Source organism: Hymenobacter roseosalivarius DSM 11622 (assembly GCF_900176135.1).
Lineage (GTDB): Bacteria > Bacteroidota > Bacteroidia > Cytophagales > Hymenobacteraceae > Hymenobacter > Hymenobacter roseosalivarius.
The window spans coordinates 19,953-35,647 of record NZ_FWWW01000103.1; the positions used below are offsets into that span (position 1 = coordinate 19,953).

Below are 15,695 nucleotides of genomic sequence, written 5' to 3' on the forward strand. Positions count from 1 at the left end.
AGTATGCTGTTGTTCTCAATTGATAGTATCATCCATTAAACTGCTTAAAACCAAATACAACTGTTTTTACTTCATCTTATAAATCTGCTCAATAATCTCCACCACCTTCACTCCTTGCCGCGCATTCGTTTCAACTGAGCTCCCGCTTCTAACCGCATCGACAACCTCCGCAATTGCCTGTACATGATTAGCCGCGCTGCCCTGATAGAAGCCGTAGTGATTGGCAGGATTAGTAGGCAGCAGCGGCGGGCACTCGTAGTCACGGATGTGGCAGTGCTCCACTTTATCCATGTACTGTCCACCTATGCGCAGGCTGCCGTGCTCGCCAATGACGGTGAGGCTGCTTTCCAGGTTGCGGTCCCAGACGGCGGTGCTGTAGTGCAGGGTGCCGTTGCCGCCGCCCACTAAGTCGAAAGTGATGAGGCCGCTGTCTTCGAACTCGGTGAGGTGCTGGTGATTGAAATCGTGGAAGCGGGCTTGCAGGTTGGTAACGTCGCCAAAAACCCAATACAGCAAATCGATGAAGTGGCTGAACTGGGTGAAGAGCGTGCCGCCATCCTGGGCGCGGGTGCCGCGCCAGTCGCCGGGGCGGTAGTAGCGGGCGTCGCGGTTCCAGAAGCAATTGATCTGGACCATAAAAATGCCCCCCAGCCGGTTTTCTTCCATCACCTGCTTCAGCCAAACGGCCGGCGGCGAGTAGCGGTTCTGCATTACCCCGAATACCAGCCGATCAGCCTGCGCGGCCGTAGCCAGAATCTGCTCGGCATCGGCGGTGCGCAGGGCCAGCGGCTTCTCGACCAGCACATGCAAGCCGCTTTGTAAACCGGCAATGGCCTGGGAGGCGTGCAGATAGTTGGGCGTGGCCACGGTGAGCACATCGGCGGCGGGGCCGTGGGTAAGGTAGTCTTCGAGCGAGGTAAAGAAGGACACCCCAGCAAACTCGGCGGCCAGCTCCGGGCCCAGCTCCGCCCGCGTATCAATCAAGGCGGTAAGCTGCGCGCCGGGTTGGCGCTGCACCAGCGCGGCGTGGCGGCGGCCAATGTGCCCGACCCCGCAAATGGCAAAGCGAACCGCCGGCTGGCCAGCCTCAGCGGGTAACGATATACTCATGCAACAGCGCGGATAAGAGCAAAAAAGTCCCGAATAGTAGTAGTGATATAGTCTAGCTGGGCCTCGGGCAGCAGCGGATGAATGGGCAACGACAGCACCGTGCGGCACAGCTCTTCCGCCACCGGAAACTGCCCGGCCGGGTAGCCAAGGTAGGCATAGGCGGGCTGCAAGTGCACCGGCACCGGATAATACACCATGCTCGGGACGCCGCGCTGGCGCAAATACTCCTGGAGCTGGTCGCGCTGCGGGGCAGTTGAAAGGGTAAGCGTGTACTGATGAAATACGTGGCTGCTCTGCGGGTCGCGGTGCGGGAGGCGGAGGCCGGAAACGCCCCCCAGGGCGGCGTCGTAGCGGGCGGCGATGCGCTGGCGGGCAGCGGTCCAGGCGGGCAGGTGGGGCAGCTTCAAACTCAAGACCGCTGCCTGCAGGGTATCGAGGCGGGAATTGAGGCCGACGTGCTGATGGTGGTACTTGCGGGTCTGGCCGTGGTTGGCGAGCTGGCCCAGGGTGGCGGCGCGGGCCGCGTCGCGGGTGAAGAGGGCGCCACCATCGCCGAGGGCGCCGAGGTTTTTGGCTGGAAAAAAGGACGTAGTGCCCACCTCGCCCACCGTGCCCGCGAACATCTCCAGGCCATCGGCGAAACGATAGGTAGCGCCGATGGCCTGGGCACTATCCTCGATTAGTGGAATAGCGTGTTGGGTTGAAATCTGCTTCAATGCCTCCAGATCGGCGCATTGCCCAAACAGATGCACGGCCAGGATGGCCCCCGTGCGCGGCGTGATGGCCGCCTCCACGGCCACCGGATCGAGACCGAAAGTGGTGGGCAGGACGTCCACGAATACGGGGCACAAACCCAGCAGGGCGGCGGCTTCGGCGGTGGCCACGTAGGTGAAGGCGGGCACGATGACTTCGGCTTGGGGGGGCAGATTCAGGCTCATCAAAGCCAGCTGGAGGGCGTCCGTGCCGTTGGCGCAGGGAATGACGTGCGGGTCGCCAAGGCAGGCGCTCAGCTCCTGGGCGAAGGCCGCTACGGCCGGACCGTTGATAAACTCTGCTTCCCACAGCACGGCGCGCAGCGTGTCATCGAGGGCGGGCTGGAGGGCGGCGTGCTGAGCTGCCAGATCCAGCAGACGAATAGGTGCGGGCGGCACAAGAGCGGTAGGCAACGGGCAGGCGGATGAAGTATGGGCGCTAAGCACCAAATATAAGTGCAACGCTTCAACTAGCAGCCCACGGCGGGCGCAACCCCTACCCTTACGCCTGCGTTTAGCCAAGCAGGGATCAGGCTTCCACACTGATCATTCCTCACCAGAACTAACACCTTACTGCCATGATTAAAAACCGAATAACCATGCATACCCTGGCGCTGCTGCTGCTGGCCAGTGGCTTTACCCTCACGCAAACCAGTTGTTCGCGGGCGGAAAAAGCAGAGGTGTCGCAGGAAAGCGACCAGGCCTATAACGACTTCAAGACCTTTGTGTCAGAATCTGAGACGAAAGCGCAGGCTGCCGGCAATCAGGTTGAAGCCGACTACGAGCGCGAAACCACGCAGATGAAGACCGATTACGACTCCAAGGTAGCGGCCGTAGACCAATATGCCGATCAGTATGATGAGCCGCGACGTCAGGAGATTGAGCAGCTCCGGACCCGCTACACCACCGCCTACGACCAGCGCGACCAAGCCTGGCGCAACAAAAGCATGACCACTGGGGGCACCATGAAGATGGGCAAGTACTACAAGCCCACCAGCCCGGCTGCACAGCTGACTGCCGCCAACGCGCGTCAGACGTACGAGAACTTTACGCAGATGATCAAGCAGAATGAGGACCGCTACGACATCGACGATTGGCGCAATATCAATGCCGAGTGGCGGGCTATGGATGAGGCCTACGATGCCGTAAAAGGCGATATCAGCGCAAATAATCTGGCCGCCATTCAGAAGGAAAAGCTGAAGTATGCTGCCTTCAAGTCGTATGACAAAACCGAAGCCCGCGTAGCGCAGGGTGCCGATGCCGTGAGTGGCGAGGCTCGCGAGGTGAAAGCCGAAACTGCTGATGAGCGCAGCAAAGTAGGCCAGGCCGTCAGCAACACCGCCTCCGATGTAAAAGAGACCGGTAAAGATGTTGGTAAGGGTGCCGCCAAGGTAGGCAAGAAAGTAGGCAGCGCCGTGAAAGGTGCCTACAAAGAAGTGAAGTCGGAAGTTAAAAATACCGATAAGGACTAAGCATCTCTTTCAGATTCTAACTTAAAAAGCCCCCCGGAACTTATCTGGGGGCTTTTTTGGTAATCAATCAGCGGTTTACTGCTCTAAGGCCCGCAGCGCCCAGAGCAGCTTCAGGATATCCAGGTTTCGCAGCTTCGGCTTCCTGCCTAGTAATTGACGCCGAAGCAGCGGCTCCGCCGGACTCAGCGCTGCACTCGTGGCCGTGCCTAAGCCGAGGCCCCGCAGGCGCAAGGCCGCACGCAGCAGTTTGGTATCGGCACCTAAGCCCTCCCTGCGGTACAGATGCACCAGGTTCTGAACGGCCTGGCGCGAGTTGAGCAGGAAAGCCTCACCAGCCTCCAGCCCATCGTGCAGCACTGGGTTGTCCAGATGCAGTACGGCAATGCCCGCGGCTTCTAGGTGCCAGCCAAATTTAGTGTCCTCATGCCCATAGCGCGTGAGGCTTTCATCCAGTTTTACCTCGCTGAATACTTCCGCTCGCAGCAATACATTTTTGAGCTTGAACTGAGCATGAGGCTTCCGCTGGCGCACCGCTGCCGAAAAAGCCTCCCGGCGGCGTCCGTAGTACCAGCGCAAGTAAGTGGCTGCATCGGCAGGCGACGATGTGGCATACGTGGTGCCACCTATCAGCACGGGGGCCGACGCTTGGACCGCGGCCGCGGCGTAGCGGGTTAAAAAGCGAGTGTCGAGCAGGCTTACGTTGTTATCAAGCAGCAAGAACCACGGCTGATGCGCGCTGGCAGCCAAGCAATTACGCACGGCGGCGCGCCCGATGTTGTGGAGCAATTCCTGATATGTTACCTGGGGCAAATCGGCTAACGGTCGGTTGAGCAGCCGGTAGCGTTCCTCAGAGCCGTCATCCAGACAAATAATCTCAACTGGTCCGCCCCATTCCGCCGCCTGCTCCGCTAATGACCGTACCAGGCTGGTGACGTCGCGGTTATAAACAGGAATCAGAATGGACAGACCGAGCACCCGCGTTGCTTAATTAACAATGAGCAAATTTGGCCATTGTTCATTGTTCATTGCTACAAGCGTTATTCCGTTAGCTTGAAAGAAACCTGAGTCGAATCAATCAATTGCCCATTCTCGCACTTCAGCACCCGCTTCGGGTATTGGCGGATGATCTGGTAGTTGTGCGTAGCCATCAGCACGGCCGTACCGGCATTGTTGATTTCTACGAATAGGCGCATAATATCGGCCGCTACTTCGGGGTCGAGGTTGCCGGTGGGCTCGTCGGCGAGCAGCAATAACGGTTCGTTGAGCAGGGCGCGGGCAATAACCACCCGCTGCTGCTCTCCACCCGAAAGCTGGTGGGGCATTTTGCTGGCCGAGTTGGCTAAGCCCACGCGCATCAGTACTTCTGACAAGCGATTCTGAATGCGGGCCTTGCCACTCCAGCCGGTTGCTTTCAGCACAAAAATCAGGTTCTCGGCCACGGTGCGGTCGAAAAGCAGCTGAAAATCCTGGAAGATAATCCCCAGCTTGCGCCGCAGATAAGGCACCTTGCCGGAGCTAAGCTTTTGCAACGGAAAGCCGGCCACGGTACCCACGCCCCCACCCAGCGGCAGATCGGCATACAGCGTTTTGAGCAACGAGCTTTTGCCCGACCCCGTGCGGCCCACTAAGTAAGCAAACTCGCCTTTTTCGAGGGTAAAAGTGATCTTTTGCAGTACCGTATTCACGTCCTGCATAATGTAGGCGTCGTGGAGCTCAACAACGGGTACGGCGGAATCTGACATAGTGACTATAACGCGAAATGAACCTGAGTTGATTGCCACGGCTGACAGCTCAGTGAATACGAAAACCGGGGGGCTTTTTTAACACGAAAGCTCAAACTTCCAGCTTTTGCAGCCTTCCAAACTCCAGCCCGGCAATCACCCCGGCCAGGGCCGTTTCCTTACCTTCCAACCCGTAGCGGTGCAGATCTTTCAAAGGCCGGTCGGCGCGGAAGTAAGCAATCAGCACAAATTCCTCGTCGCGGAGCTGAATATAGTCCGGGATTTTTGCCTTGCCTTTTACTTTGATGATGTACATATGGGGAGGAGCCAGGATGTAGAAGCTGGGAGGTAGAAGCTGGGATAAACCTTTTAGCTTCTGCCTCTCTGGTACCGAACAGAATTATCCGTTTACCTTCTTATGGTCGGCCAGGAACTGGGCCAAGCCTTTGTCGGTGAGCGGGTGATTGAGCAAGCCGGTAATAACGCTAAGCGGGCAGGTGACCACATCAGCCCCAATTTCAGCACACTGAATCAGGTGCGGCACATGGCGCACCGACGCGGCCAATACCTGCGTAGGATAGCCGTAGTTGCTGAAAATATCCACGATCTGCTGTACGAGCACCAAGCCATCATGCCCGATATCGTCTAAGCGGCCCACGAAGGGCGACACGTAGGTAGCCCCGGCTTTGGCGGCCAGCAGGGCCTGTCCGGCCGAAAATATCAGGGTGCAGTTGGTTTTGATGCCTTTCTCGGAGAAGTGCTTGATGGCCTTCACCCCGTCGCGGGTCATGGGCACCTTCACCACAATATTGGAGTGCAATTCGGCAAACATCTCGCCCTCGCGCACCATATCCTCGAAGGTAATACCGATTACCTCGGCCGACACATCGCCATCCACCATCTCGCAGATCTGCCGATAGTGGGCCATAATATTGTCCATGCCTTTGATGCCCTCTTTGGCCATCAAGGACGGGTTGGTAGTCACTCCGTCCAGTACACCGAGCTCTACGGCTTCCTGAATTTCATGGAGGTTGGCGGTATCAATAAAGAATTTCATGCGGCAGGTTATTACAAGAGAATGCCCCAAAGCTACCTATTTGCCGGCAAACGCGGCAGTAGGTTTCGTTGGGGCATGGGCAAAAAAAAGCGAGCCAAAATCGCACCGCTCAACCGCCTACCCTTGCTACCTTCCGGTCCTGGGGGAGTTCAGCAGGAGCTGGTCGTTCTGACTCGCCGGGTGCAAAGATAGCCTACAGATGTTGCAAATTGAACAGGTTTAGCCGATTATTTTATAGCAGAAGTCGCTAAGCACAGTGAATGAGATACTTCCTCGCGTAACACTTGCAATTTACAGAGCCTCCCACAGGCCCTTCTCTGCGCTTGCGGTAGTGCAACAGGATAAATATCTGTTTCGGCTTGGCTGCGCTTTTCAATTTCTTAGCAGCATTAATAATGGTTTTCCGTGTAATTGGCAGCCTCAATTGACGACTATTATCACTACTCCAGTGTAGCTCCGCGATTAAACTTCGCCCGCTTAGAAATAAAGCCTACCGCTATTCTTAGCTCTGCGACTAAGATCAAAACTACTGGTTCTTTGAGTTGACTTGATTGAAGGATTGCCTCCACATATTACAAGGAATAGATAGAGGAGGCTATATAAAAATAAACCGAACATTTTCATCACGATATAATTATATGATAATGGCAAATTACAATGAAAAGGACAAATTTATCTAGTATTTACTGTACGATTCTATGGTAAAATAAGTTAATAGATTCGTTAAAACACCTGAATACTAATATAAAAGAGAATGAACGTATTATTTTCAGGTTTTTTAATATGTATTCACCTTAAATCCTCTTAACAATTGTAGCATCTTCTAAAGCGAGGAAGTAAAGATGGGTTTCATGTTCCTGTTTGCCTCCTTACCTTTGCCCATGCCCCAACAGATTCTGATTCTTGATTTTGGCTCCCAATATACTCAGCTCATTGCCCGACGCATTCGCGAGCTGAACGTCTACTGCGAGATTCACCCCTTCACGCACGCCCCGGCCCTCACTGAGGATATCCGGGGCGTGGTGCTTTCCGGCTCTCCTTGCTCCGTGCGCGACCCCGACGCGCCCAATCCTAATTTGGGCCAGTACCTAGGCCGGGTGCCGGTGCTGGGCGTGTGCTACGGCGCGCAGCTGTTGGCCCAGCAGGGCGGCGGCGAAGTACTGCCTGCCACCATTCGCGAGTACGGCCGCGCCCGCCTCAGCCATATTGAGCACGACAGCCCGCTCACCCGCGAGCTGAGCCTCGATTCCCAGGTGTGGATGTCGCACGGCGACACGATCCAGGCTTTGCCCCCCGGCTACGACGTCATTGCCAGCACCCGCGAGGTAGCCGTGGCGGCCTACCACATTGCCGGCCAGGACACCTACGGCATTCAGTTTCACCCCGAGGTGACCCACTCTACCGAGGGCAAAACGCTGATGCGCAACTTCGTGGTGGACATTTGCGGCTGCGACCAGAGCTGGACGCCCGAGCACTTCGTGAGCAGCATGGTAGCGGCCCTGCAGAACACCATCGGCGAAACCGACCAGGTGATTCTGGGCTTATCCGGCGGTGTCGATTCCTCGGTAGCGGCGTTGTTGCTGCACGAGGCCATCGGGCCACGCCTGCACGGGATTTTCGTGGATAATGGTTTGCTGCGTAAGGACGAGTACGAAGGCGTGTTGCAGGCCTACGACGTGCTGGGCCTGAACGTGCGCGGCGTGGACGCATCGCAGGAGTTCTACTCGGCTCTGGCCGGCCTCTCCGACCCCGAGCAGAAGCGCAAAGCCATTGGCCGCACCTTTATTGAGGTGTTTGAGCGCGAAGCCAAAAAGGTGGAAGGCGCCACCTGGTTGGCCCAGGGCACCATTTACCCCGATGTGATTGAGTCGGTGTCGGTGAAAGGGCCGGCCGTGACCATCAAGAGCCACCACAACGTGGGCGGCCTGCCGGAGCTGATGAACCTGAAAGTGGTGGAGCCCCTGCGGATGCTGTTCAAGGATGAGGTGCGCGAAGTGGGCGCGGCCCTGCATTTGCCCCCCAATATCCTCAACCGTCACCCCTTCCCCGGCCCCGGCCTGGCTATCCGCATCCTCGGCGATATCACGCCCCAGAAGGTGCTGCTGCTGCAAAAAGCCGACGCCATTTTTATTGACTCCCTGCGCGAATATGGCCTCTACGACCAGATCTGGCAGGCCGGCGTGATGCTGCTGCCCATCCAAAGCGTGGGCGTGATGGGCGATGAGCGCACCTACGAGCAGGTAGTAGCGCTGCGCGCCGTCACCAGCGTGGATGGCATGACCGCCGACTGGGCCCACCTCCCCTACGACTTTCTGGCCCACGTCTCGAACAAAATCATCAACCAGGTGCGCGGCATCAACCGCGTGGTGTATGATATTAGCTCCAAGCCACCAGCGACGATTGAGTGGGAGTAACCAAAGATCATACTACAGCAGAAAGCCGCTTCGGGTTACCGGAGCGGCTTTTTACGTATTGAATCTCGATGAACGATTATTCCTTATTTATTATAGTGGCAGCAGTAATTACCTTCTGCCTATGGGTGAGCTGGCCAGGACTGAAGCCAAAACCTCAACAGGCAATGTGGAAATGGCTTTCACGAGTATTAGCCTTCTCAATAATACTCGTAGGTGCAATCATTTTGATTCTACTCATCTTTGGAATGGCTGTCGCCTCTGCACCTTATGAGCTTATTATTTAAGTAAGTGAGGCAGTAATTGCTCTGAAACGTATTGGGTTAATCCTTATCTAGCGTCCCTCCTCTTCTCTATGCAAACCCGCCAGCTGCCGTATCGTGATATAGCCCAGCAGCAAAAAGGCGGAAAACAGAATCGTGACGCCGTAAGTACGCGGATACGCCATTGGATGCAGCACCCGGTCGAGGATGTCGTAAAACAAGACAAGTGGATTGGTGAAAACGTCCCAAGAGTTGAACCGCAGGTAGCGGCCCAGATAGATACCGAAGCTGCTTAGAACAATGGCCGCCGTGGCAAAGCCCCAGCCGATGACCGTGCCCATGCGGCGACGTACCAAGCCTTGTATTTCGATGAGGGAAGCGTAGGCCAGCATCAGTCCATTCCAGGCGCAGGTCAGAATAAGAGCCAGATCGTACCAATAGGGCACGCCGGGGCGGGGCATCAGGTGGAATAAGTCGGTGAGGATGTAGGGCGCGTTCGGGAAAAACAGCAGCCAGATGGCACCCGTTGGCAGCAGCAGACGACGGCGAACCGGCCCTGCGGCCAAGCCGAGCATCGTGCTGAGCCCGAACGGTATCAAGGCCAGAAACAGATTCCAGAGCAGGAACACAAACGTCAGCTCCTGCGTCAGAAATACCCGGAACGTAATCAGCACGACGCTCAGGGTAATGGATGCGCCCAGTACAAACAACAGACCGAGACGTTGACGCAGATGAGTGGCGGAAGGCAGCTGAGGCAGAGAAACAGGCATAAGCAGGCAAAGCGATGAGAGAATTACCGTAACGACAGGGCGTGCCGTTTGGGTATAGCCGAGCGGTACGCACTTGCTAAAGATAAGAGGCGGCTCCCAAACTATGAGTTGCCTTCAGTCAGTAGTTATTGTGCGCGCCCTGCTGATGAGGGCTCTGAAATTTGCCCCCCATAGCAGTAGAACAGTTGGTTGCTTACCCGTCTGATGCAGACATCATCCCAGCCGATCCTGCGTACCTTTGCGGGGCGCGTGCGTCAGCATCGCTCAGCGCTGCGTTTTCTCTCCCTTTTATTCCTTTTGCCCTCCTGTATGAGGCAGTCGTATTCTCTTCGCGTAACTACTTGGCTTTGTTGCTTTTGGTTGCTAGCCGCGCCGTCGACAATGGCCCAGACAACGCCGGCCAGAAAGTCAGCCGTTACTAAGCCAGCTCCCACAAAAGCCCCCCAGCCAGCTACTACTGCTTCCAACAAGGCCGTAGTAACTACCAGCAAGCCAACGACTGCGCCGGCCGGCCGCAAATTACCCCCCACGGTACCAAAGACGACGGCGGCGAGGCCCCGCCCTGCTCTACCTACCAATCTCAACTCCGCGGATCAGAACACGCGCTACCAAAATGGCAAAGTGCTGCTCGATCAGGGTCGCTACGACCTGGCCATGCAGGAGTTGGCGCCCCTTACACCCCCAGCCGCTCGCTTTGAGCGCGGTGCCGAGGCTGCCTACTTATATTCGGTAGCTGCTACCCGCGCCAAGAAATGGGCTGAGGCAGAGCAGATGCTTAATTTGATTCGGACTGAGTATGGGAAGTGGGAAAACCTGCCCGAAGCCCTGTTCCTGCAGGCGCAGGTGTCGTTTGAGCAGGGCGAGCCCGCCAACGCTTTACAAGTGCTGGAACAGATTCCGAATAAGACGCTTGCCGCCGAACAGGACGCCATCAAAGCTACCTATCTGGCTCGCGTTCAGGATAAAGCACTGTTTCAGAACTTGTTACAGCGCTATCCAAAAGACGCTGCCTTAGGCCGGGCTTACGCTGATAAGCTGATAGCGGGCGGCTGGTACACTGAGGCCGACAAGCTCGTTCTGGAGCAATTAGTACAGGACTTCTCCCTCGACCGGGCCCGCTATTCCGCTATTCCCCAAGCTCAAAAAAAGGCTATTTACAGAGTAGCCGTACTTCTGCCTTTCGAGTTTAATGACCCAAGCTGGGAGAAAGTGCGTCGCAATCAGTTTGTTACGGACCTTTACGCAGGTTTGCTGCTCGCCCAGGATTCCTTGCAGCGTGAAGGTCGCCCCGTGCAGCTTTTTGCCTACGATACCGGCGCCGATACCATTCAGCTCAAACAAGTGCTGGCCTTACCCGAGCTAGCTGGCATGGACATGATTATTGGCCCCATTTATAAGTCGGGCAGCAAGCTGCTGGCGCGCTACGCCCAGCAGCACCAGATTATTACCATCAATCCGCTTTCGCAGGATGGCAACCTGACCATCAGCAACAACTGGCATTACCTGTTCGAGCCCAGTATGGCGACGCAGGCCCAGGTAGCTGCCCAGTATGCCTTCCGCACCTTCAGCGGCCGCACGGCGGCCGTTCTTCACGAGGATACTAGCGACGACCTGGCCTTCGCGCAGGCCTACAAGACAGCCTATGAAGCGCTGGGGGGCAAAGTTCAGGTGCTGCGGCGCCTCAACTCCAATTTGGAGGAATCGTTGGCAGCGAGCTTTACGGGCATCGACCTTACCACCCTGGGCCACTTGGTAGTTGCTTCCGACAACCGGAAGGCTGGGGCATTTACGCTCAAGCATCTGCAAACTCAGGCTGCCCAGCTACCGCTGATTACCTACGGCTCTTGGCTTGAAAATCCGTCGGTGAGCCCCAGCCGCCTCGATGCGCGCGATGTGTATCTAATTCATCGTAAGTACATTGACCCGACCAATTTTGGGGTGCGACGCTTTCGCCAGCTGTACGTGCAACGCAACAATTTACCCCCTAGCGTCTTTGCCCATTCAGGTTTCGAGTTGTTGTATTACTTCGGCCACCAGCTGCACCAGCACGGCCCCGCGTTTCAGCAGGGCCTGGCCACGTCCGGTCCTATTTCGGGCTCGCTATTTCAGGGTATCGGCTATCCCAATGGTGCCCACGATAATCAGTATGTGCCCCTTATCAAGCTTGAACGATTAGAAGTAGAAGTGCAGAATCCGGTGGGCAGCCGCTAAGCTGAGCACCTGTATTTGCCCTACTTTGTCTAGACTTTTACGCCCGTTGCCTGTTTTATCTCTATGAATTCAACTTCTCTTTCTCCTGCTCCTAAGCTTACGCTCGCCATTAGCGAAGCTCTTTTTTCCCGCGCCAAAAACCATATTCCCGGCGGTGTTAATTCGCCGGTGCGCGCCTTTCGGGCCGTGGGCGGCCATCCGGTATTTATGCAGTCAGCCCAGGGCGCCTGGCTGACGGACGTGGACGGTAACAAGTATTTAGATTTTATAAATTCCTGGGGCCCAATGATTTTGGGCCACGCGCCCCAAGTTGTAATTGAGGCTGTGCAGGCGGCAATTCCCAGCTCTTTATCGTTCGGTGCCCCTACACGCCGCGAGGTAGAAATGGCCGAATTGATTAAAGCCATGGTGCCCAGCATCGAGAAAGTGCGGCTAGTAAACTCAGGTACGGAAGCCACGATGTCGGCTATCCGCGTGGCGCGGGGCTACACGGGGCGCGACAAGATCATCAAGTTTGAAGGCTGCTACCACGGCCACGGCGACTCGTTTCTTATCGCAGCCGGAAGCGGTGCCCTCACCCTGGGCACGCCCGATTCGCCGGGCGTAACCGCTGGCGTGGCCCGCGATACCATCACCGTTCCTTACAACGACATAGAGGCCACGCGCCAAGCCATTGCCGCTAACGAAGGTCAGGTGGCCGCGCTGATTCTGGAGCCGGTAGTCGGCAACATGGGACTGGTAGCACCCGCTGAAGGCTACCTACAAGCCCTGCGCGACCTGTGCACGGCGCACGAAATCGTCCTGATTTTTGATGAGGTAATGACTGGCTTCCGCCTTGCTCCCGGTGGCGCGCAGGAGCTATACGGCATTACCCCCGACATGACGACTCTGGGCAAAATCATTGGCGGCGGTATGCCGGTTGGCGCGTACGGCGGCCGCCAGGATATCATGGACAATGTGGCCCCCGCTGGCAAAGTTTACCAGGCTGGTACGCTTTCCGGCAACCCCATTGCTACAGCCGCCGGCATCGCCCAACTAACGTATTTGCAGCAAAACCCAGCCCTGTACACTGAACTCGACCGCATCACGGCCCGCCTGGCTGATGGGACCCGCCAGATTGCCGCTGACCTCGGCCTGAGCTATACGGTCAACCGCGTTGGCTCCATGTTCAGCGTATTCTTTACAGACAAACCAGTGCATAACCTGGAAGACGCCAAAACCTCCGACACGGAGGCTTTCGGCCGCTATTTCCAGGCTATGCTGCGCCGGGGCATCTATCTGGCGCCGGCGCAGTATGAAGCACTGTTTGTGAGCACCGCTATTACCGACGAGCTAGTCGATATGTATCTCACGGCCTGTCAGGAGGCTATGCGGGAAGCGCACGGGTTATAAACGAAACGATTTGCAAGCCAAAAAAGCCCCTCAGAAAGTGTCTGGGGGGCTTTTTTGGTGATTCAAGAGTGCTAGATAACGCAAATAGAGAAATTTGAGCAAGCACAGAATATGCAGATTCAACCTACGCCAGCAACAAAAACTTTTTCTCAGCCTAGCTTTCGTTCTTAGATTATCGGTAAGTCTGCGCACATTTTGCTCAAATCTTGCCTTTCCCTGTCATAGCCATAAGCTAGCGGTTACCTTTGCGGCCAAACTGTAGCTCCTCTTATGGCCCGACTTCGTCTCCTTTCTTCCCTATTCATATTGTGGTGTCTGCTTATGCCGACCTTACAAATGGCGCAAGCCGAGACGCCCGCGGAAGCCAATAAGCGCTTGTTCGACCGCAGCATTGATGAGCTGAACTTTCGTACCATGGAAAACGTGTACGACAAGTCCTTCACCCGACGCAAGTTTCCGGTTACGCTTCGCACCTACCAGGCCCGCCGCGAATTCGACGATTTCAACAATAACGCTGACCTGAAGCGGCTTTTTCAGAATTACAACGACGTATCGGAGCGCTTTAAAAACCGTTTTGGTAAAGGGCGCCGCGATTTGGCCGAGTTCCAGAAGCAGCTTAACTCCGTTCTGATTGACAAGAACTTCGAGTTCTTTATCCGCGTTCTGCCCCGCGATGAGCGTGTGGCGCTTATCCGTTCCTTGCAACGGACTATCAAACAAGCTGCTGCCCAGTTCAACGCCTCCGAAGATCCGGCTCCCGAGGACGTAGCAGCTGATGGTGCGGCCGTGCCCCCCGCCGATGTCGATGCCGAGCCAGACGCGGCAGCCGCGCCGGTCGCTCCTATCGAAGACCCAACTCCTCAGTCCGAAGCCGGCGCACTGGAACCAACGCCAGCCACACCTACCCCCGCCCGCCACGATTGGGTTGATTACTTCACGCTTTTGCTGGCTGGCACCTCTACCCTACTTTTGGTTTATCTCATCGTCAGCGTGTTGCCCGATCTGCGCGCCCGTATCGATGGCTTAGCCGACGAGATAGATCCACAGGCTGAGCGCCGGACGCCACGCCGCGATGCGATGGACCTGCCCGAAGACCGCTACGAAGAGGAAGACAATTAACAGCAAAGAAGAACGAGATAAAGCCAGCAAAGTCTGCTGCCAGCATCGTGTTTTACACCTGCTTCTTGCTTGTTGACCACATTTTATTTCCTAAAATATGATTCTTACTGATCAGCAGATCCTGGCCGAAATAGAGCGGGGCAACATCGTTATTGAGCCCTACGACCGAACTTGCTTAGGCACCAACTCCTACGACGTCCATTTGGGCCGCTACCTGGCAACCTACCGCGACGCCGTGCTCGACGCCCGGGCGCACAACCAGATCGATGTATTCGAAATGCCCCCCGAAGGCTTCGTACTCCAGCCTGGCACCTTATACCTCGGCGTCACGGAGGAGTACACCGAAAGCCACGCGCAGGTACCATTCCTGGAGGGAAAATCCAGTGTAGGCCGTCTGGGCATTGATATTCACGCCACCGCCGGTAAGGGCGACGTGGGCTTTTGCAATACCTGGACGCTGGAAATATCCGTAACCCAACAGGTGCGCGTGTATCCCGGCATGCCCATTGGCCAGCTCATCTATTTCGCGGTGCAGGGCGACGTGCAAACCTTCTACAATCGCAAAGCCAACGCCAAGTACAATGAGCGCACCGATAAGCCCGTTGAGTCGATGATGTGGAAGAATACTTGGTAGGAAAAGCAGGTATAGCCTGGGCTAAATAAGGATTGACGCTGCTGCATTTACCGCACAATTAAAATAAATAGTTGGTTTATAGTTATGTGTTCATCAGGTGAATCCTGAACCCGCTGGCACAGTTTTTCGTTAATACCTTATACAAGTGCTGTCGCAAGCCTTTCGCTGGCCCGACTGGAGGCACTTGATTAAGAACCAGATAAACGACTGACACTGATGAGAAAGACACTTGCCGCCGCCACTATGGCTCTCACCGTCGCTCTTGGTGCGCAGGCTCAACAGAAGCCTGGTGCCGCGATGCCCCAGGACCAGACCCGCCCTACACCACGCCTCAATGCCGTGCAGGAGCGCGCCCAGCGCCTCTCCGATCAAATGGCGCGGGAGTTGCGCCTCAATGGCTATCAGGCCACTAAGCTGCGCGCCATCAACGAAGATAAAGTGGCTAAAATGGCGGCCATTGAGCAGCGGCACGCTGGTAACCCCACCCTTATTGATGAGCAGTGTAAAGGTGTGTGTAAAGAGCGCGACAAAGAGCTAAGTGCTGTATTGACGACCAACCAATACAGTGACTATTACAACTCCCGCAGTTCTTTCTATAAGTATGATAAAGATTACGCGGCCACCGCTTCCGATTTCCTGTTCGTGAATTCGGTAAAGAACCCACTGCCAGCTAACAGCAAAGGCGCTACCATCGGCCCAGCTAAGACCACCACTACTACTCGTTCTACTTCGAGTTCCGGCAACAAATAATACGATTATAGGCCATAAAAAAGCCNCCACACG

General features: G+C 56.0%; 14 protein-coding genes and 1 other RNA gene. 7 read left to right on the plus strand and 8 right to left on the minus strand.

Annotated features, from left to right (window positions below):
* Positions 1 to 66 precede the first annotated feature (66 nt).
* Positions 67 to 1,110, minus strand: a complete 1,044-nt coding sequence (locus tag B9A24_RS20140; RefSeq protein ID WP_084447821.1) for a Gfo/Idh/MocA family protein — start codon at positions 1,108 to 1,110, stop codon at positions 67 to 69.
* The gene (locus tag B9A24_RS20145) at positions 1,107 to 2,276 is read right to left on the minus strand and encodes a DegT/DnrJ/EryC1/StrS family aminotransferase (protein WP_234997564.1); all 1,170 of its coding nucleotides are present in this window, start codon (positions 2,274 to 2,276) and stop codon (positions 1,107 to 1,109) included. Before B9A24_RS20145 ends, B9A24_RS20140 begins: the two co-directional genes overlap by 4 nt.
* 164 nt (positions 2,277 to 2,440) lie before the next feature.
* Here B9A24_RS20145 and B9A24_RS20150 point away from each other — a divergent pair, with 164 nt between their 5' ends.
* Positions 2,441 to 3,334 (plus strand): hypothetical protein, encoded by an 894-nt coding sequence (locus tag B9A24_RS20150; RefSeq protein WP_084447822.1) that lies wholly within the window; start codon positions 2,441 to 2,443, stop codon positions 3,332 to 3,334.
* Between the two features lie 75 nt (positions 3,335 to 3,409).
* On the opposite strand, the gene B9A24_RS20155 is transcribed toward B9A24_RS20150, so the two are convergent.
* The 5 genes from B9A24_RS20155 to ffs form a co-directional block, all read right to left on the minus strand.
* Complete coding sequence (locus B9A24_RS20155; RefSeq protein WP_084447823.1) at positions 3,410 to 4,309, minus strand: glycosyltransferase family A protein; 900 nt, start codon at positions 4,307 to 4,309, stop codon at positions 3,410 to 3,412.
* Positions 4,310 to 4,371: 62 nt separating this feature from the next.
* Positions 4,372 to 5,076 (minus strand): cell division ATP-binding protein FtsE, encoded by a 705-nt coding sequence (locus tag B9A24_RS20160; RefSeq protein ID WP_084447824.1) that lies wholly within the window; start codon positions 5,074 to 5,076, stop codon positions 4,372 to 4,374.
* A 91-nt stretch (positions 5,077 to 5,167) separates the two neighbouring features.
* A complete protein-coding gene (locus tag B9A24_RS20165) occupies positions 5,168 to 5,371 on the minus strand; it encodes a fructose-6-phosphate aldolase (protein ID WP_084447825.1) in 204 nt (67 codons plus the stop codon).
* An 84-nt stretch (positions 5,372 to 5,455) separates the two neighbouring features.
* Complete coding sequence (gene fsa, locus B9A24_RS20170) at positions 5,456 to 6,112, minus strand: fructose-6-phosphate aldolase (RefSeq protein WP_084447826.1); 657 nt, start codon at positions 6,110 to 6,112, stop codon at positions 5,456 to 5,458.
* Between the two features lie 83 nt (positions 6,113 to 6,195).
* An RNA gene (ffs, locus tag B9A24_RS20175) (signal recognition particle sRNA small type) lies at positions 6,196 to 6,292 on the minus strand.
* A gap of 701 nt (positions 6,293 to 6,993) precedes the next feature.
* Between ffs and guaA the strand changes: the two genes are divergently transcribed.
* The gene (gene guaA / locus B9A24_RS20180) at positions 6,994 to 8,526 is read left to right on the plus strand and encodes a glutamine-hydrolyzing GMP synthase (RefSeq protein WP_084447837.1); all 1,533 of its coding nucleotides are present in this window, start codon (positions 6,994 to 6,996) and stop codon (positions 8,524 to 8,526) included.
* Positions 8,527 to 8,857: 331 nt separating this feature from the next.
* On the opposite strand, the gene B9A24_RS20185 is transcribed toward guaA, so the two are convergent.
* Positions 8,858 to 9,556 carry a DUF1361 domain-containing protein gene (locus B9A24_RS20185; RefSeq protein WP_084447827.1) on the minus strand — a complete coding sequence of 233 codons (699 nt, stop codon included), beginning with the start codon at positions 9,554 to 9,556 and terminating at the stop codon, positions 8,858 to 8,860.
* Positions 9,557 to 9,937: 381 nt separating this feature from the next.
* Between B9A24_RS20185 and B9A24_RS20190 the strand changes: the two genes are divergently transcribed.
* The 5 genes from B9A24_RS20190 to B9A24_RS20210 all read left to right on the plus strand — a co-directional run bounded on the left by B9A24_RS20190 (position 9,938) and on the right by B9A24_RS20210 (position 15,662).
* On the plus strand, positions 9,938 to 11,767 hold the full coding sequence (locus B9A24_RS20190) for an ABC transporter substrate-binding protein (protein ID WP_159452118.1): 1,830 nt from the start codon (positions 9,938 to 9,940) through the stop codon (positions 11,765 to 11,767).
* Positions 11,768 to 11,830: 63 nt separating this feature from the next.
* Positions 11,831 to 13,159 carry a glutamate-1-semialdehyde 2,1-aminomutase gene (gene hemL / locus B9A24_RS20195; protein WP_084447829.1) on the plus strand — a complete coding sequence of 443 codons (1,329 nt, stop codon included), beginning with the start codon at positions 11,831 to 11,833 and terminating at the stop codon, positions 13,157 to 13,159.
* Positions 13,160 to 13,480: 321 nt separating this feature from the next.
* Positions 13,481 to 14,278: a hypothetical protein gene (locus B9A24_RS20200; protein WP_143435124.1), complete on the plus strand. Its 798-nt coding sequence runs from the start codon at positions 13,481 to 13,483 to the stop codon at positions 14,276 to 14,278.
* Positions 14,279 to 14,375: 97 nt separating this feature from the next.
* Complete coding sequence (gene dcd / locus B9A24_RS20205; protein ID WP_084447831.1) at positions 14,376 to 14,912, plus strand: dCTP deaminase; 537 nt, start codon at positions 14,376 to 14,378, stop codon at positions 14,910 to 14,912.
* Between the two features lie 216 nt (positions 14,913 to 15,128).
* Positions 15,129 to 15,662: a hypothetical protein gene (locus B9A24_RS20210; protein WP_143435126.1), complete on the plus strand. Its 534-nt coding sequence runs from the start codon at positions 15,129 to 15,131 to the stop codon at positions 15,660 to 15,662.
* Positions 15,663 to 15,695: the final 33 nt, after the last annotated feature.